This window comes from Lysobacter sp. KACC 24251 (assembly GCF_057747755.1).
The window spans coordinates 833,577-850,016 of sequence record NZ_CM173222.1 but is presented as its reverse complement, the minus strand read 5'-3'; the positions used below and the strand labels follow the sequence as shown (position 1 = coordinate 850,016).

The window sequence follows — 16,440 nt, the reverse complement described above, 5'->3', positions numbered from 1 at the left end:
GATGTCCCTGATCCTCGACGCGCTGCGCAAGTCGGAAGCCGAACGTCGCAAGGCACAGGCGGCCAGCGATGCGCTGGCCGAAGTGCCGCGTGCCCCCGCCTCCCCGCTCGGCGGCGTGCCTGTCTGGGTGTGGCCGGCAGTGGCACTGGTCGCTGTCGCGCTGACGGTCTGGTTGTGGCGGGGGCGCCCCGCCGAAACGGGCGCGTTACCCCCAACGCCCCCTGCAAACGTTGGCGCAGCCGACGGCAACACCGGCGACCCGTCCTTCCCCGGCGCGGGCGCGCAGGACTCCAGACTCGCCCTGCCCACCTCGGCTGCCGGCGATGCGCCCCCGTCGGCTGCGACCGCGACGATCGCGCCGCCCATCACGTCCGCTGGCAACGCCCCATCCGCGGCCGCCACGACCTTGTCCGCGCCGACGCAGGCGACGGCACCGTCGTCGGCGCCCGCCCCGTCGGTGGCGGCGATCCCGGCAGCCGCGACCCTTCGGGCCGACGCAACTACGGTACCGACGCCCGTCGCTGCCGCCGTACGCGCCTCACCTCCCACCGTGGCCCTTCCGTCGCCGACCGGTGCGCCATCGAACAATGGCGAGACAGCCGCAGTGCTCCCGCGTGCACCGGGCGCGCCCGCGTCGACTTCGCCCTACCCGGCAGGCAGCCCGCTGCGCCTGTCCGACCTGAGCACCGCCGACCGCCAACAACTGCCCCCGCTGAAGATGAGCTTGCACATGTGGGGCGCGGAAGCCGGCAAGCGCTTTGCCATCATCGATGGCAACCGCGTGGGCGAAGGCGACCGCGTGGGCGACGCCGTGGTCGCCGCCATCGAGCAGGACGGCGTGGTGCTGGCGTGGAACGGCATCCGCCTGCGCGTGCCGGTACGCTGACCCAAGGCACAACACCGCGCCGCGTTAATCCGCACACTCGCCAACATTTTCCAAGGGGACTTCGCACCGTGAATCCGAACACCCAGGCCGACCTCGGCAAACTCATCCTGCGCATTGCGCTGGGCGTGCTGATCCTGCTGCACGGCGTCGCCAAGCTGAAGGGCGGCGTCTCCGGCATCGTCGGCATGGTGGAAGCACAGGGCCTGCCGGGCTGGCTCGGCTATGGCGTGCTGATCGGCGAAGTGCTGGCACCGGTGATGGTGCTGATCGGCGCCTATGCGCGCATCGGCGGCATCATCGTCGCCATCAACATGCTGGTCGCCATCTGGCTGGCGCACATGGGCCAGCTGAGCCAGTTCAACGAACAGGGCGGTTGGGCGCTGGAACTGCAGGGTATGTTCCTGGCGGGCGCGCTGGGCGTAGCGCTGTTGGGACCGGGCAGCTACAGCGCCAACAACAAGTAGGCGGACCACCCCAACCAGGAGAGGCATGTCCATGACGACGAAGAAGGCCGCAAGGAAGACGACCCCACGCTCCAAGGCCACTGAAGAGGCGGCGAGCGGTTTCACCGCCGAAGAGCGCGCGGCCATGAAGGAGCGTGCGAAGGAACTGAAGGCCGAAGCGCGTCTGGCCAAGGACAAGGCCGCCGGCGAAGCGGACGTGCTGGCCAAGATCGGCGAAATGGCGGAACCCGACCGCAAGCTGGCCCAGCGCCTGCACGAGCTGGTGACAGCCAACGCCCCGACGCTGAGTCCCAAGACCTGGTACGGCATGCCCGCCTATGCCCGCGACGGCAAGGTGGTGTGCTTCTTCCAGGATGCGGGCAAGTTCGGCTCACGTTACGCCACGCTCGGCTTCAGCGACCAGGCCCGGCTCGACGACGGGCATTTGTGGCCCACCGGGTTCGCGCTTACAGCGCTGGGCAAGGCAGAGGAGGCGCGGATCGTGGCGTTGCTGAAGGCTGCAGTCGGATGAGCCAGCCGCGGCGCCACATCGACTGGTACTACGACTTCATCTCGCCGTTCGCCTATTTCGGCTTCCTTCGCCTGCGCGAGTTGGGCGACGTGGACATCGCCTACCACCCCGTGCTGCTTGCCGAACTGTTGAAACGCCACGGGTACAAAGGGCCGGCGGAAATTCCCGCCAAGCGCACGTGGACCTACCGCTCGTGCGTGTGGTGGGCGGCACAGCATGGCGTGCCCTTCCGGTTCCCGGCCGCACACCCGTTCAACCCGCTGCCGTACCTGCGACTGGCCATCGCCGCCGGCAACACGCCGCAGGCCATCGGCCGCATCTTCGAGGCACTGTGGACGACGGGGGCCGACCCCGCCGACCCCAACGTGCTGGCGGCACTGGCTAGCGCCTTGGGCGTGGATCCCACGCAAGTCACGTCCGATGAAGTAAAGCAGCAGTTGCGGCACGAAACGGAGCACGCAGCGGAACGCGGCATGTTTGGCGTGCCCACGTACCTGGTCGACGGGCAACTGTTCTGGGGCGCGGACGCCACGGATTTCGTGAAGGCGTATCTGGTCGACCCGGGCGTGTTGGGCAGCGAGGAAATGCAACGCGTGTCCGCTTTGCCCGTTGGCGTCGTGAGGAAGTAAACGCCCTGGAACCCGACGGGGAAAAGGCGAGTTTGCGCGATACGCAACGCATTCAAATCTTGCGCTTCCCCGTCATCGAACGACGACGTTGCGCCTTCAGAAAACGCAGCGTCGCAGCCTCCCACTGGCGCGGGCCCGTGGCACCGCGGGCCGCATCCGCCAGCAGGCCTTCGCGCCAGGCCGGGAACAGCGACGGATCGATGTAGGACTTGCGGCAGACCGTAGGGGTGTTGCCCAACACCTCGGCGATCTGCTGGACAATGGACGCCTCCGCGGCGGCGATCGCGCGCTCCGGCCCCGGTGTCCCGTCCTTCTTCGTGGGCAAGGACGTAGACGCCAACGCCCTGAAGGCCATCTCCGTCGCGCCCCAGGTGCGGAAATCCTTCGCCGAGAAGTCGCTGCCCATGGTCGCGCGCAGCCAGTCATTCACGTCCGCTGAGCCGATGGGCTGACAGTGGCCCTCCTCATCCAGGTACTGGAACAGCGGCTGGCCGGGCAACTGCTGGCAACGTCGCACAAGGCGCGTGAGCCGCGCATCGGTCAACAGGACCTCGTGCTGCTTGCCGGACTTCCCCCGGAACTCGAACCTCAGGTGGCCGCCCCGCACGGCCTGCACGTGGCGGTTGCGCAGCGTGGTGAGCCCGTACGAGCGGTTCCCCGCGGCGTACTCCACGTTGCCGATGCGGATCATCGTCGACCCCATTACCGCCACTACCATCGCCACCACCTTCTCCTTGGGAAACCCGGGGATCGACAGGCTCTTGCGCAATGCCCGGCGAAGCGCGGGGAGCGCGGCCCCGAAGGCAATGCTGCGCTCGTGCTTGTCCTGGCTCCGTGTCCGCACCCACTCGGCGTGGTAGCGATACTGCTTGCGGCCGCGCGCATCGCGACCCGTGGCCTGTACGTGGCCGTTGGGAATGGAGCAGATCCACACTTCACGCCACGCAGGCGGGATGGCGAGGCCCCGGATACGCTCCAGTGTGGCCTTGTCGCGCACGTGGCGGCCATCCGCATCCACATACTGCGGGCGTGTACGAGGCCCGCGCCGCCGAATCCCGGGCATCGAGTCGTCGACATAGCGCAGGCCCGCAGCGCGGGCAGCGTTGCCGGCAGGAACGGAGAGTTCAGCGCCCGTGCTCATCCACCACCGAATGCGGCCCAGAGCAGCAACAACAGCCCGGTGGCAGCAAGCGAGGCGTGGGCGATGACCAGCCAGGCCGGCAACAGCCGCTGGCGCCACTTGTAGGCCAAGCTCATGACGGCGCCACCACCGGCGGCCAACAGGAACAGGATAAGCGCCAGCGTCGCGAGCGACCGTACGGCCGAGGTACACACCGCGTAGACCAGCAGCGTCAATCCTGATGCTGCCAGCAGGCCGTGGAGCATGGCCAACCACGCAGGCGGATTGTGCTGCGCGCTGAAACGGATGAACGCCATGAGCAGTCCGCCCAGCGCCGTAATCACAAGTAAGACTGCAGCTGTCTGGAGCATGTCGAAGACCTGCGCGTGGTGGGAACCTGAACGGTAATCGCGGCCCGGTGAGTGCCGTGTCTGGGTGGGCATGATGGCCGCGTGACGAGACTCCCGTGTGGCTTAGCGACGCTGTGGATTTGGCCACTGGCTACCCGACAGCCACGCGCCGGAGTAGGCTCGCAGCATGTGCTACTCCGCGCTCGTCGAGGCTGCCTACCAGGAGTACGTTCGCCGCTTCGGCGCGGACGTCAGCATCAAGGAGTTCGTGAAGCTCTATGCCGGCCGCCACGGTGGCGAGCCCATCCGCGTGCCCAAGGCCATGGATGCCGCGTTCGCCCACCCGCAGACCTCCGAGGAACGCGAGATCCACGCGCTGATCCAGTCGTATGACGCCACACAGGTCTCCACACTGGAGCAGACGTTGTTCAAGCAGAAGAAGCGTCTGGCCGACGCCGAACGCTCCTTGCAGACGAAGTCCACGAAGAAGGCGCTGGAGGACCAGCGGATCGCCACCACCAAGATCGGCGGGGCCAAGGGCAAGCTGGCTGACATCAAGCGCAGCGAACTGGAGGAGAAGGATCGGCGCATCTTCCCCGGCTGGTATGCGCCGGTGTTGATCATGGAAGACGGCCGCCGCGTGGTGAAGCCCATGCGCTACCAATGCCGGCCCGCGGGCAAGCCGGCCTTCTACGATCGCAAGTACCCCGGCACCTACAACGCGCGCCGCGACAATCTCGAGGGCTTCTGGAAGGGCCAGTTTGGCCACACCCACGGGATCATGGTTATCAGCGCCTTCTACGAGAACGTGGCCCGGCATGCGGTCGAAGGGCGTGCATTGGCGCAAGGAGAGGCCGAAGAGAACGTGGTGCTGGAATTCCGCCCGCACCCCGCGCACGAGATGCTGGTGGCATGCCTGTGGTCGCACTGGGAAGGGGACGATGGCGAGACCTTGTGGTCATTCGCCGCCATCACCGATGATCCGCCGCCGGAAGTTGCCGCCGCCGGACACGACCGCTGCATCATCCCAATCAAGCCCGAGTACGTGGACGCGTGGCTGAATCCGGATCCACGCGACCTGGGCGCGCTGTACGCCATCCTGGACGACCGCGACCGGCCGTACTACGAGCACCGGATGGCCGCCTGAGCGGGCCCGCCCGTCTCCTGCGTCACACGGGCGTACGCCCCAACACAGTAGCCTTGCAGTTCCCCACGCAGGACTCCGGACATGGCCCGTCGCAAAACCTCCACCCAGCGCCTGAGCCGCCAGGTCACCGAACTCGCGTGGGCCGCCCCACAAGTAGTGGCCCAGCGCGGCGCGCGCATGGCCAGTGCCGGCCCATGGCTGTCCACGCGCGACCAGGCTGAGTTCATGCGCATGGGCAGCGAGAAGGTTGAGGCGTTCCAGCAGTCCTGGGCCGGCATGTGGATGGCCGGATGGCGTGCCTGGTGGGAGATGAGCATGTCGATGGCGCAGTCGCCCATGAACATGCCGAACCACGCCACCCGTGCGGCGGTGGGCGTGCTCTCTGCCGGCGTGGCACCCGTGCACAAGCGCGCGGTCGCCAATGCACGTCGACTGGGACGACAGCGCACATAACACACGTCGTCCAGGAACCCCGGTTACGTTGCCTTCGGAAACAGCCCATGCACCGCAGGTGACGCTTGCACGTTCGCATGCATGCTACTGGCGAGCAGGGTCAGTGCATTGCGTGTGCGCACTTCTGTGATCGCCGCAACGCAATCACGCGGAATCCACAGCGGAAACTCGCGCATGTTGGCATCCTGCGCTGTCGCCACCACGCAAGCATCGGCAGCGACGCCCGTCAGCACCAGTCTCCGCACGCCCAGTTGGGGCAGCAGGATAGCCAAAGGCGTCCCCAAAAATGCCGAATGCTTGGGCTTGAGCACATGAAAATCGCGGGGACGGGGTGCCAGGTTCCCGGCGATAGACGCCGGCGGGCCGCCCGCGTCCAGGCAGCTGCCCACCAGGTCACTGAATTCACCCTGCCAATTTGCGAAATTGTCGTTGACATAAATGACCGGGGCCTTGGCGCGATCAAAACGCTCACGGAGCTGTGCGATGCGCGGCGCAATGGCCTGGGCCGCCCGGCCCAATCGCCGTCCGCCCTCGAAGTCGAACAGGTTGAACATGTCCAGCACAATCAGAGCCGTGTCGGGCGAACTCTTCATGGTTATTACGGGGCGCGAAAACCAGACCACAGATCTACACCGTTGCCATTCGTGTCGACGTGAACAGGCTGACGACGTTGCTGCGATCTGAACGAACCCAGCACGTGCACGTGATCACTCACGTCGTCCGTACAAATATTTCGCTGGATGCAAACGTCGTTCCGTCCATCCTTTGCGTGCAGTCACGAGGCTGCATTTCGCAGTAGAGGAGTTTGATGATGCCTACCCATCAGAACGACCGTAACCAGAATCAGAACCAGAAGCAGGACGAGAACCGCGGTTCGCAGAACATGAATCGGGATAAGGACGACAAGCGCCAGGTTGGAACCCGTGACCAGGACCAGGACCGCACCCGAAAGGATGCCCCGCGCCAGGACAGTGACCGCAATCACTGATGTTCCCCGTCCCAGACAAAAGGCGCGCATGGCGCGCCTTTTGTTTGCATGCATTGCCAGAGGTCCCGCCACCTAATCGGGTGGGCCATTCGACCTGCGCATGTTGCGATTGAGCCAACGTGTGGGCAGGAACAGTATCGGAAAACCCAGCACCATCAGGGAGACACCAAAGTAGATCCCGGTTCGCTTGCACTCGGGCGACGTGGTCTGCTGCTCCTGGCACGTCACGGCGATCTCCGGGCGCTGCAAAGCGGCCCAGCTCCAGGCGGCCAGCAGAGCGCCTAGCAATACGGCCAGGAGGCCGAAACTGCGAACTGCCCGCCGGGCGCGACGCTTCTCGAATTCGGAAAGTGCTTCCATGGCGATCTGTTGCCCCAAGTTGGTCGTCGGGAATGTATGGCGAGCCGAGGACTCAACAGAGTACCGCCCCGGCATCGGGACAAGTTCCTAGCGCACCACCCGCGCAGCCGCGCACTCCTCGGCCACCCACCGTTCCGCGGCCACGGCCGGCTCGGCGGTATCTTCGTCCGGCAGCAACGCGGAAGAGTAGCGGTTGCCAGCTCGATCCAACGTAACCGCGGTGGTCAGTGCAAGCATCCCGCCATTGGGAAGTGGGAACGTGCTGTTCGCCGTCGGAACACCTGCGGTGGGCTTGCCAAAGAAGCGGATATTGCCCTGGCCTTTGAACAACACTGCCGTGATCTCGCCCGAACTCGCTGTCCGTGGTCCGATGAGGATCGCGATCCTCGACGGAACGTGCTGGGGCGGAGGCAACGCCAGATCATTGAGAGCGTGCGCCCTCCCCGCGTGCAACACGCCGTTGCCGGTCGAGATGATGGCGGCGCGCTGACCATCGCGGTACTCGAAGGCACCCAATGGGCCGGTGGAGAGCAACGGGAGAATTCCGGCGACCATGGGCCACATATTGCCGCCGTGGTTCTTCGACAGGTCCAGGATGAGGCCGCAGGTTGGTCGCGCAAGCAGGTCGTTCAGGGCAGCGCGCGCTTGCGCTGCAGCGGCAGGCACTGCGCGTCCCGACCATGCGTTCACGGCAAGAAAAGGGGTGTTCGCTGGGCCACTGGTCGAGACTGCAATCAGTTCCGGTGTCCGCGCTGGCATCGAGGCGGCGGCAGCTTGCGGGAGAAGGGAGGCTGGCCACCGCTCCGCCCCGGCGGCGGACTCGGGGCGGGGCGGCAGGTACGAGGAGTGTCGGTCGCCCAGTTGCTTGAGGACGTAGCGCACGGACGCACTCAAGCCGGCATCGGTGTCGTCCCGTTGCAGCATCTGGCTGGCCACATGGCGGGTGTCGGTCCAGTCGAAGTGCGACGCATAGAGCGCCCGTTCCTGCGCCAGTTGCAGCACGCGGTCCAGCACGGCCCGCCTGTCCTGCGGGGCCGCCGCTTCCATCGCCACGGCAGGCGTGAAGCACAATGCAAATCCGCATGTCACCCAGAGTGATAGAGCCTTCATGCGCGTCCTTGTGCGGCATTGGTTTACGACAAAGCTTACATTCAACGGTGCGACCTCGGAGCCGCCGGCGGCGACTTCGCCCCGACTTCACACAGGCCCCATCATCGCCCCATCCCCGGGTGGGACGCTGCGGCCACGTCCACCCGGGAACCCAACCATGACCACTGATCTCGCGATCCAGCAAAGCCCCCTCTGGCGCCGCACGCGCTGGCTGGTCTGGGGCGGCGCCATATGCCTGCTGTTGTTGCCGCTGGTGGCCATGCAGTTCACGGCCGAAGTGGACTGGACCGGCGACGACTTCGCGGTGATGGGGGTGATGCTGGGCACGGTGTGCCTGGCGTTCGAGCTGGCGGTACGCGTGGCGCGCAGTCACGCCTACGTGGTGGGCGCTGGGGTGGCGGTGGTGACGGGGTTCCTGCTTACGTGGATCAACCTGGCCGTCGGCATCATCGGCAACGAGAACAATCCGGCCAACCAGATCTTCTTTGGGGTGCTGCTGGTGGCGATGTTCGGCGCGGTGTTATCGCGCCTACGGCCCTTGCGGCTGGCACGCGCCATGGAGGTGACAGCCGTGGCGCAGTTCGCGGCGGCGGTGGTCACATTCTTCCTTGAGCAGGCCCATGTGTGGGTCCTGACCGCAGTGTTCGCGGGGATGTGGCTGCTGTCTGCGCAGCTGTTCCACAAGGCGGCACGGGACCAGGCCGGCGCGGGCTGATTCGTGGCGGCCGCTGGCGCGGGTACTGCGCCTCGGACTAAGGCCCGCGCTGTGCCAGCCAGCGGTCCAGGCAACTGGCGAACGCCTGCCGGTCGCGTGCATGGAACGCGGCCGGGCCACCGGTTTGCACACCGGCGCCGCGCAACTCTTCCATGAAATTGCGCATCGACAGGCGCTCGGCCATGTTGTCGGCAGTGAACGGCTCGCCACGCGGGCTCACCGCCACGCCGCCCTTCTCGATCACGCGTGCGGCCAGCGGAATGTCCTGGGTGACGACCAGGTCACCGGCCCGCAGGCGCTCGACGATGGCGCTGTCGGCTTCGTCGTAGCCACCCTGCACCTGCAGCGCGCGAACAAAGCGCGACGGCGGGCAACGCAGCCATTGATTCGCCACCAAGGTCACCTGCACCCGGGCGCGTTCCGCGGCGCGGAACAGGATTTCCTTGACCACGCCCGGGCAGGCGTCGCCGTCGACCCAGATCTGCGGGTGGGCCGTATCCGGCTCGCTCAAGACTGGCCGGAGGCCGGGTCGCGTCCAGGCTGGGCCGGCTGAGGGGCCTCGGCAGGTTTGGCGTCGTCGCGCGCGGCGCGCTTCTTGGCCGCCTTTTCGTCCTGTTGCTTCTTCTTGGCGATCTCGCGCTGGCGCTTTTCGAATGAGTAATTGGGCTTGGCCAAGACGGTTCCTGGGGGAGTGAAGGGGGGCGTCGGTGCGTGCCGACCGTGTACAGGATCGCACGGACGGGGGTAATCGGCGTTTAACGGCGCCTCCCCCGGCAGTCTCACATCCGGCTGACCCGGAACTTGCGGCCCTTGATCTTGCCCTCGCGCAGGCGCGCCAAAGCCTTGTCGGCCTGGCCGCGGGCGATGGCCACGTACGAGCGGGTGGCGAACACGTCGATCTTGCCAACCGCGGCCACGGGCAGCCCAGCATCGCCGGTCAGGGCGCCGACGACGTCGCCCGGGCGCAGCTTGTCCGTCTTGCCGGCGTCGATGCGCAGGGTGACCATCGCCGCCACCGGGGCGCTCTTTGCCTTGCCGGCCAGCGGGGTGGCCTTGTCCCAGCGCAGCGGCTTGCCCTGCCGCGCCTGGATCGGTTCGGTGCGGTTGACCTCGCGCGGCGCCACCAGGCTCAGCGCCAGGCCGGCCTTGCCGGCACGGCCGGTGCGGCCGATTCGGTGCACGTACACGTCCGGGTCGGTGGGCAGCTCGTAGTTCACCACGGCGGCCAGGTCGTGCACGTCCAGCCCGCGCGCGGCCACGTCGCTGGCCACCAGCACGTTGCAGCTGCGGTTGGCGAAGCGCACCAGCACCTCGTCGCGGTCGCGCTGCTCCATGTCGCCGTGCAGCGCCAGCGCGGTGAAGCCGTAGTGGCTCAGCGAGCCGACCACTTCCTCGGTGTCGCGGCGCATGTTGCAGAACACGACGCACGACTCGGGGCGGTATTCCAGCAGCAGCGCGGCCAGCACCGGAGTCTTCTTCTCCGCATCCACTTCGAAGAAGCGCTGCTCGATGGCGGCGTGGGTGTCGCCGCCCTCCACCGTCACTTCCACCGGGTCGCGCAGCATGGCGGTGGCCATGGCGCGGATCGCGTCGGGGAAGGTCGCGGAAAACAGCAGGCTCTGCCGCTCCTTGGGCAGCTTGCCGACGATCTCCTTGATCGGCTCCTCGAAGCCCATGTCGAGCATGCGGTCGGCTTCGTCCAGCACCAGCGTGCGCACGCCGCGCAGGTGCAGCGCCTTCTTGCGCAGCAGCTCCTGCAGGCGGCCGGGGGTGCCGACCACGACCTGCGGGTCGTGGGTCTCCAGCGAGGCCAGCTGCGGGCCCAGCGGCATGCCGCCGCACAGCACGGAGACCTTCAGGTTGGGGATGCCGACGGCCAGCTTGCGCAGCTGCTTGCCGACCTGGTCGGCCAGCTCACGGGTGGGGCACAGCACCAGCGCCTGGGTCTGGATCTTGGCGGCGTCGATGGTGTGCAGCAGGCCCAGGCCGAAGGCGGCGGTCTTGCCGCTGCCGGTGGGCGCCTGCGCCAGCACGTCGCGGCGGTCGAGGATGGCCGGCAGGCTTTGGGCCTGCACCGGGGTCATGGCGCCGTAGCCCAGGGCGTCCACGCCCTGTAGGAGGGCGGGGCTCAACGTGAGGGAGGCGAAGTCGGTGGCGGCCGGGCCGGGGGTGGCGGCGGCAGCGGGAAGATTGTCGGTCATGCGGCATTTTCGCAGCTATTGGCCGAGCCTGCGCTCCAAGGGGGCTGGAGGCCGGGCAACCGCGCCTGTTTCACCGCGTGCGCCCCGACGCGGGCGCCGCCGCATGGGGGCTGTGAGCGGCTAGCATTCGCTCATGGCCGACTGGCACCTGTACATCCTCGAATGCCGCGACGGCAGCCTGTACACCGGCATCACCGTGGACGTGGAACGCCGCTTCGCCCAGCACGCGGCGGGCACGGGTGCGCGTTACACGCGGTCACGGCCGCCCCTGCGGGTGTTGGCCGCCTTCCCCTATCCCGACCGCGCCACCGCCAGCCGCGCCGAGCATGCGGTCAAGCGCTTGCCGCTGGCGCGCAAGCGGGCGCTGTGCGTGGACGGCGTGGCCTCGCCCGACCTGCCGCGGTTCGGACAGGCCACCGACTGACGTCTCCATGGCCCGTGGCAACGCGTGCTGCTGCGCGGCTATGGGCGTCCCTTGCGCGGCCCGGCGCGCACTGCCAACCTGACGGCCGTTTTCCGAGGCCCACCGCCATGCAGCAGATCGATTTCCCCCTCGACCGCGAGTTCGTCGAACTCAACCAGCTGCTCAAGCTGGTGGGCCTGTGCGACAGCGGTGGCGCGGGCAAGGCCATCGTGGCCAGCGGCGCGGTGGAGGTAGACGGCGTCACCGAGCTGCGCAAGACCTGCAAGATCCACGCCGGCCAGGTGGTGACGCTGGACGACGTGGAGATCCACGTCGTCGCGGGCTGAGTCACGGCTCGCGCACTGGCATGCGCGGCAGCTTCTCCTCGCGCATGGCCGCATGCCACGCAAAGGTGGCAACAACCGCGGCCGACTGCTTCAGGTCTTCGGGCACCACGTGGTCCAGCGTGTCCAAATGGCTGTGGTGAACGTTGCTGAAGTAGTCCAGCCGGTCCTGCACGAACTGGAAGCCCGGCAGACCGATGCGGTCGAACGGCACGTGGTCGGTGCTGCCGGTATTGCGATGGGTCACGGTGGTGGCGCCCACGTCATTGAGCGGCGCCAGCCACGCGCCGAAGATCGGCGCCACCGCGGTGTTTTCCTGGGTGTAGATGCCGCGGATGCGGCCCCCGCCGTTGTCGTAGTTGAAGTACGCGGCCACCGTGTCGTAACCGCGCTTGCGCTGCAGCGGGCCGGTCGGCTCGCGCAGTGACAGCGGCAGCTTCTTCTGCCGCGGGTCGGTGGGCTCCGGCCAGCCACCGTAGTGGCGGGTGACGTAGTCGCTGGAGCCCAGCAGGCCCTGCTCCTCACCGCCCCACAGGGCGATGCGGATGGTGCGGCGCGGCTTGGCGCCCGTGGCCTTGAGAATGCGCATGGCTTCCATCATCACCGCCACGCCCGCGCCGTTGTCGGCGGCGCCCGTGCCGGCGTGCCACGAGTCCAGGTGCGCCCCGATGATCACCACCTCATCCTTCAGCGAGCCGTGGCCGGGGATCTCGGCGAAAGTGCTGTAACCCATTTCGTCGGTGTCGCCGGTGAAGCGCGCATCCACGTTCACGCGCAGGCGCATGGCCTGCTTGCGCTCCAGCGCGCGCATCACGGTGTTGTAGTGCTCGGCCATCATGGTCAGCGCGGGCACGCCCACGGCCTCGCCAGCCTTGCGTGAGCCACCGCCGCCGAGGCGGATGATGCCGTTGTCCCAGCTGCTGATGGACACCGTGGCCAGCACGCCTTCCTCGGCGAGGAAGGCGTTGGTAGCGGCGGTCAGCGCGATTTCGTCCAACCGCTCCTTCGCGTCCTTGGCGCGCTTGGCGGGGTCGCGGTCCTTGGGGATGGTGAAGTCGCGCAGCTCGTCCAGCTCGTGACTGTCGTAGCGGTCGCTGTCGGGCTTGTCGCCGGGCTTGTACTCGCGGGCGGCGTCGAGGAACAGGATCTTGCCGCGCAGCTTGCCGCGGTGCTTGTCCAGGTCGGCCTGGGTCTTGAGCGTCACGGCCATCGCCTCGCCTTCCACCGGGCCGACCGTGCCCGGCGTCCACGCCTTGGGCAGCGCGTGCAGCGGAACCGGCCGCGGTGCGAGCACCTCCACGCTGGCAGTACGGAACTCCCAGCCGCGCCCGAACGGGCCGAAGGCCTCGTCATGCACGTTGGCCAGGCCCCAGCCCGACAGCCGCTCGCGTGCCCAGGCGTTGGCCTTGGCCATGCCGGGCGAGTTGGTCAGGCGCGGGCCCACGTCCTCGGTCAGCTGCGACAGGGTCTGCATGACCTGCGAGCGGTGGAAGGCTTCCTGGCGGATCTTGCCCACCATGGCGTGGTCGACGGCTTCGTTGGCGCGCGCGGCGCCAACCAGGCCCAGGCACGCGGCCAAGGCAATCAGGCAATGCTTCACGGAGGTCCCCTGTGGATCGAGCAGCACCCCGATTCTAGGCACCTTTCGCCCCGGGCCACGTGTGTCGATGGTTGGGATAATGCCGGGGGCGCGAAGTCAGGCCTTCGCGCCCGCGCGGATTGTGCGGAATCAGGCGGTCCGCAGCTGGCGCACGCGTTCGTACAGGCACACGGCCGTGGCCGCGCCCACGTTGAGTGACTCAACGGCCGGATTCATGGGGATGCGCAGGCGCACGTCCGCGCGCTGGAACACCGCGTCGGACACACCACCGCCCTCGCTGCCCATGGCCAGCACCAGGTCACCGCGCAGGTCGGTGTCGTACAGGTCCGTGGCCTGCGCGAGCGTGGTGATCGCCACGCGCCCCTTGAAGGCATCCAGCGCCTGCCCCGGATCCACCCGTTCGATCACCGGCACCACGAAGTGCGCGCCCATCGCCGCGCGCAGCACTTTCGGCGACCACGCGTCGGCCGCGCCCAGCGCCAGCCACACCTGGTCCACGCGTGCCGCCGCGGCGGTACGCAGGATCGAGCCGACGTTGCCCGGGTCTTGCACGCCATCCAGCAGCAGGCAGCAGCCATCGGTGCGCACGGGCGGCGGCTCGGGGATCGTGGTGAGGGCCAGCAGGCCGGTGGTGCTGGGCAACTGCTCGATCGCATCGAAGAGTTCGGGCGCCAGCACCGTGGCCGGCGCGAACTGCGCCGCCAGCAACTGCGCCACTTCCGCGCGGTGCTCGCTGCCTTCGCGCACGAACAGTCGTTGCAGCTTCCACCCGGCATCGCGTGCAGCGGCGATCAGGTGCGTGCCCACCAGCAACGTCTGTTGCGATGCGTGGCGTTCGCGGCGCTGTTCCGCCAGCTTGACCAGGTGCTTGACCACCGGATTCTGTCGGGAGCGGATGATGTCCAATGGGGCCTGCGCAAGGTGGGTTGGGCAAAGGTTGTTGTTCATTGTCGCCGCGTGGCCACGGCCCCGCCAGCCGCCTTGACCGTCACCTGAATGCAACTGCCATCGGACGTGGCCGCTTCACGCCCTCCCAACCGCCGGCGCGCCACGCTGTGGCCACCTCCCCCTTCCCCCAAGGAGCCCACGATGAACGTCCAATCGGTCATGACCGCCAACCCCGCCTGCTGCACGCCCAAGACCCCGCTGCGCGACGTGGCGCAGATGATGGTGCAGCATGACTGCGGCCAGATCCCGGTGGTCGATGAAGCAGGCGCGCCGTTGGGCGTGATCACCGACCGCGACATCACCGTGCGCATGGTGGCCTCCGGCCGCGACACGTTGCACGGCTGCGCAGCGGATGCGATGAGCAGCCCGGCGCAAACGGTGCGCTCGGACAGCCCGTTGAAGGATGCGGTGTGCCTGATGGAAGCCTCGAAGATCCGCCGGGTGCCGGTGGTAGACAGTCATGGACGCCTGTCGGGCATGCTGTCCATCGCGGACCTCGCCCTGCACGGCAAGGACGCGGCCACCGCGGAAGTGGTCAGGGAAGTGTCCGAGCCCAAGCACTGATTTCTTGATGCGGACCGGGTGCGCGTCGCCTGGCCCGTCGCCGCGTCAGGGACGACGCAGCCCGAAGAACGGCAACTCGGCGCGCAGACGATAGCCCAGATGCTCGTATAACGTCTTTGCCCGGGTGTTGGCCAGACTGACGTGCAGGAACGGCATGGCGCCGCGCGCCAGCGTGTCGTTGGTGAGGAAGGCTGTCAGCCGGCTTGCCAGTCCGCGCCCCAGATAGTCGGGATGGGTGCAGATCGCGCTCATCTCGACATGCTGGTCGGTGCCCAGCCGCTCGCCGATGATCGCGGCCAGCCGCAGGCCGTCGTAGATGCCAAAGTAGCGCCCCATCTCCATGGTGCGCGCGCGGAAAAAGTGCGGGTACACCAGTGCGGTCAGCGCCAGGACGTCCGCGCGATGCGTCTCGTCGAGCGGAACGATCTCCGGCCCGTCGACCACCTCGAGCGGTTCGTCGCACACCATCTGGGCCAGCGGGCCCAACGGCACCAACGTCCACCCCGCCGGCACCTGCGGGGTGACGCCGAGCAGATAGACGCTTTCGCCCGGGGCCACCAGCGTGCTCAACGCTTCGTCCACGGCGAGTCCGTCTTGGGCCACGCCCAGGAACGGCGCGTACTCGAGCGGATAACGCGCGACACCGTCGGCGCGCAGCGCGAGGTGCGCGTGCCGGGTCTGCAGGGAGGACCAGAACGGGTTGTCGAGTGGGGTATCGCCCATGGACGCGGCCTTTTTGCACAAGCGTAGCCGACGCACGAGCCGCCTCGTACAGCCCTGCGGCTAATGGACCACCTTCGCCCCGCGTCGTCGTCTACGCAAGCGGCTCGACGGCGTCACCCACCCGCACCACCCCCGGTGAACGCGGGATCAGGTGCTGGCCGAAGGTGACCCCTTCCTCGGTGCGGCGGTAGCGGGTGAGCGTGCGCAGCGGCTCGCCGTCGGGGTCGCGCTCGCCGCGCGTGGGATCAACGGTGGTGAACACGCACCGGGTGCAGGCCTTGGCCACGTCGAAGACCACTTCGCCGATACGCACACGGGTCCAGTCGTCCTCCGCATGCGCGAGCGCGCCGTCGACGACCAGGTTGGGCCTGAACTGCAGCATCGACACCGGCTTGGCCAGGCGGCCGTTCAATGCGTCCACGGCCGCCTGCGTGATCAGCATCACCGGATGGCCGTCGGCAAAGCTGACCTCGTCGCCGGGCCGGGCGCGGGCCGACTGCACGGGCCGGTGAACGTCGGCGTCCATGTACACCAGGCGCGCGGGGCGCTGCAGGTAGGTGCTGAGCCAGGCATCGGCCTCTGTTCCGGACAGATGCGCATCCACCACGCTTTTCCACACCGTAACCGGCAACGTGCCGCTGGCCTCGCCCAGGTTTACGCGTAGCCGTGGCATGCCGGGCGCCTCCAGCGTCAGGCCGCTGGAGTCGGGCGTGGCGCGCACCAGGGTCAGCCGCGGCAACTGCCGACCGGTCAGGAACTTGCCGGCTTCGTCCACCACCATCCAGCGGCGGTCGTACTGCAGGCCGCGCGGCTCGACCACGGCCTGTTCAACGGCCACCGGCGCGGCGGATTTGACCGGATAGAGGTAAAGACCCGACAGCTGCATGGGCAATCCATTCTGGGTGCAGGGGTAGCACGCATGCT

The 16,440-nt window shown here is 67.8% G+C and carries 23 protein-coding genes; 11 read left to right on the top strand and 12 right to left on the bottom strand.

All coding sequences use genetic code 11. From position 1 onward, the window contains the following. Position 1 precedes the first annotated feature (1 nt). The 4 genes from AC3ARF_RS04025 to AC3ARF_RS04010 all read left to right on the top strand — a co-directional run bounded on the left by AC3ARF_RS04025 (position 2) and on the right by AC3ARF_RS04010 (position 2,490). The gene (locus AC3ARF_RS04025; protein WP_498930496.1) at positions 2-886 is read left to right on the top strand and encodes a general secretion pathway protein GspB; all 885 of its coding nucleotides are present in this window, start codon (positions 2-4) and stop codon (positions 884-886) included. Between the two features lie 68 nt (positions 887-954). Next, positions 955-1,350: a DoxX family protein gene (locus AC3ARF_RS04020; RefSeq protein WP_498930494.1), complete on the top strand. Its 396-nt coding sequence runs from the start codon at positions 955-957 to the stop codon at positions 1,348-1,350. Between the two features lie 31 nt (positions 1,351-1,381). Then, a complete protein-coding gene (locus AC3ARF_RS04015; protein ID WP_498930493.1) occupies positions 1,382-1,861 on the top strand; it encodes an iron chaperone in 480 nt (159 codons plus the stop codon). Next, on the top strand, positions 1,858-2,490 hold the full coding sequence (locus AC3ARF_RS04010) for a 2-hydroxychromene-2-carboxylate isomerase (RefSeq protein ID WP_498930492.1): 633 nt from the start codon (positions 1,858-1,860) through the stop codon (positions 2,488-2,490). The genes AC3ARF_RS04015 and AC3ARF_RS04010 overlap by 4 nt, the downstream gene beginning before the upstream one ends. Positions 2,491-2,542: 52 nt before the next feature. Here AC3ARF_RS04010 and AC3ARF_RS04005 read toward each other — a convergent pair whose 3' ends face one another. Then, a complete protein-coding gene (locus tag AC3ARF_RS04005) occupies positions 2,543-3,631 on the bottom strand; it encodes a DNA topoisomerase IB (protein WP_498930490.1) in 1,089 nt (362 codons plus the stop codon). Continuing rightward, the gene (locus tag AC3ARF_RS04000; protein ID WP_498930488.1) at positions 3,628-3,927 is read right to left on the bottom strand and encodes a hypothetical protein; all 300 of its coding nucleotides are present in this window, start codon (positions 3,925-3,927) and stop codon (positions 3,628-3,630) included. The genes AC3ARF_RS04005 and AC3ARF_RS04000 overlap by 4 nt, the downstream gene beginning before the upstream one ends. 220 nt (positions 3,928-4,147) lie before the next feature. Between AC3ARF_RS04000 and AC3ARF_RS03995 the strand changes: the two genes are divergently transcribed. Beyond that, entirely contained in the window at positions 4,148-5,107 is a 960-nt protein-coding gene (locus tag AC3ARF_RS03995; protein WP_498930486.1) for an SOS response-associated peptidase family protein, read from the top strand. A gap of 81 nt (positions 5,108-5,188) precedes the next feature. Next, complete coding sequence (locus AC3ARF_RS03990) at positions 5,189-5,560, top strand: polyhydroxyalkanoate granule-associated phasin (protein WP_498930483.1); 372 nt, start codon at positions 5,189-5,191, stop codon at positions 5,558-5,560. Between the two features lie 23 nt (positions 5,561-5,583). Here the strand turns inward: AC3ARF_RS03990 and AC3ARF_RS03985 are convergent, their stop codons facing one another. Further along, positions 5,584-6,153: a cysteine hydrolase family protein gene (locus AC3ARF_RS03985; protein ID WP_498930481.1), complete on the bottom strand. Its 570-nt coding sequence runs from the start codon at positions 6,151-6,153 to the stop codon at positions 5,584-5,586. Positions 6,154-6,371: 218 nt separating this feature from the next. On the opposite strand from AC3ARF_RS03985, the gene AC3ARF_RS03980 reads away from it, so the two are divergent. Continuing rightward, the gene (locus AC3ARF_RS03980) at positions 6,372-6,548 is read left to right on the top strand and encodes a hypothetical protein (RefSeq protein WP_498930479.1); all 177 of its coding nucleotides are present in this window, start codon (positions 6,372-6,374) and stop codon (positions 6,546-6,548) included. 72 nt (positions 6,549-6,620) lie between these two features. On the opposite strand, the gene AC3ARF_RS03975 is transcribed toward AC3ARF_RS03980, so the two are convergent. Then, positions 6,621-6,908, bottom strand: a complete 288-nt coding sequence (locus tag AC3ARF_RS03975; RefSeq protein ID WP_498930478.1) for a hypothetical protein — start codon at positions 6,906-6,908, stop codon at positions 6,621-6,623. Between the two features lie 87 nt (positions 6,909-6,995). Further along, positions 6,996-8,018 (bottom strand): S41 family peptidase, encoded by a 1,023-nt coding sequence (locus AC3ARF_RS03970; RefSeq protein WP_498930476.1) that lies wholly within the window; start codon positions 8,016-8,018, stop codon positions 6,996-6,998. Between the two features lie 157 nt (positions 8,019-8,175). On the opposite strand from AC3ARF_RS03970, the gene AC3ARF_RS03965 reads away from it, so the two are divergent. Beyond that, positions 8,176-8,733 carry a hypothetical protein gene (locus tag AC3ARF_RS03965; protein ID WP_498930474.1) on the top strand — a complete coding sequence of 186 codons (558 nt, stop codon included), beginning with the start codon at positions 8,176-8,178 and terminating at the stop codon, positions 8,731-8,733. Between the two features lie 37 nt (positions 8,734-8,770). On the opposite strand, the gene AC3ARF_RS03960 is transcribed toward AC3ARF_RS03965, so the two are convergent. The 3 genes from AC3ARF_RS03960 to dbpA form a co-directional block, all read right to left on the bottom strand. Then, complete coding sequence (locus tag AC3ARF_RS03960; protein ID WP_498930472.1) at positions 8,771-9,244, bottom strand: YaiI/YqxD family protein; 474 nt, start codon at positions 9,242-9,244, stop codon at positions 8,771-8,773. Beyond that, positions 9,241-9,408 carry a hypothetical protein gene (locus AC3ARF_RS03955; RefSeq protein WP_498930471.1) on the bottom strand — a complete coding sequence of 56 codons (168 nt, stop codon included), beginning with the start codon at positions 9,406-9,408 and terminating at the stop codon, positions 9,241-9,243. Before AC3ARF_RS03955 ends, AC3ARF_RS03960 begins: the two co-directional genes overlap by 4 nt. A 104-nt stretch (positions 9,409-9,512) precedes the next feature. Then, entirely contained in the window at positions 9,513-10,934 is a 1,422-nt protein-coding gene (dbpA, locus tag AC3ARF_RS03950) for an ATP-dependent RNA helicase DbpA (protein ID WP_498930469.1), read from the bottom strand. A gap of 133 nt (positions 10,935-11,067) precedes the next feature. On the opposite strand from dbpA, the gene AC3ARF_RS03945 reads away from it, so the two are divergent. Together AC3ARF_RS03945 and AC3ARF_RS03940 are read left to right on the top strand one after the other, a co-directional pair. After that, positions 11,068-11,358 (top strand): GIY-YIG nuclease family protein, encoded by a 291-nt coding sequence (locus tag AC3ARF_RS03945; protein WP_498930467.1) that lies wholly within the window; start codon positions 11,068-11,070, stop codon positions 11,356-11,358. Positions 11,359-11,465: 107 nt separating this feature from the next. Beyond that, positions 11,466-11,684, top strand: a complete 219-nt coding sequence (locus tag AC3ARF_RS03940; RefSeq protein ID WP_498930465.1) for an RNA-binding S4 domain-containing protein — start codon at positions 11,466-11,468, stop codon at positions 11,682-11,684. Position 11,685: 1 nt separating this feature from the next. On the opposite strand, the gene AC3ARF_RS03935 is transcribed toward AC3ARF_RS03940, so the two are convergent. After that, positions 11,686-13,281, bottom strand: a complete 1,596-nt coding sequence (locus AC3ARF_RS03935) for a M20/M25/M40 family metallo-hydrolase (RefSeq protein WP_498930463.1) — start codon at positions 13,279-13,281, stop codon at positions 11,686-11,688. A 129-nt stretch (positions 13,282-13,410) separates the two neighbouring features. After that, positions 13,411-14,229 carry a TrmH family RNA methyltransferase gene (locus AC3ARF_RS03930; protein WP_498930461.1) on the bottom strand — a complete coding sequence of 273 codons (819 nt, stop codon included), beginning with the start codon at positions 14,227-14,229 and terminating at the stop codon, positions 13,411-13,413. A 141-nt stretch (positions 14,230-14,370) separates the two neighbouring features. Here AC3ARF_RS03930 and AC3ARF_RS03925 point away from each other — a divergent pair, with 141 nt between their 5' ends. Next, positions 14,371-14,793 carry a CBS domain-containing protein gene (locus tag AC3ARF_RS03925; protein WP_498930459.1) on the top strand — a complete coding sequence of 141 codons (423 nt, stop codon included), beginning with the start codon at positions 14,371-14,373 and terminating at the stop codon, positions 14,791-14,793. 45 nt (positions 14,794-14,838) lie between these two features. Here AC3ARF_RS03925 and AC3ARF_RS03920 read toward each other — a convergent pair whose 3' ends face one another. Both AC3ARF_RS03920 and AC3ARF_RS03915 read right to left on the bottom strand, forming a co-directional pair. Beyond that, positions 14,839-15,516, bottom strand: coding sequence for a GNAT family N-acetyltransferase (locus AC3ARF_RS03920; RefSeq protein ID WP_498930457.1), 678 nt, complete (start codon positions 15,514-15,516; stop codon positions 14,839-14,841). A 91-nt stretch (positions 15,517-15,607) separates the two neighbouring features. Then, entirely contained in the window at positions 15,608-16,402 is a 795-nt protein-coding gene (locus tag AC3ARF_RS03915) for an MOSC domain-containing protein (protein WP_498930456.1), read from the bottom strand. Positions 16,403-16,440: the final 38 nt, after the last annotated feature.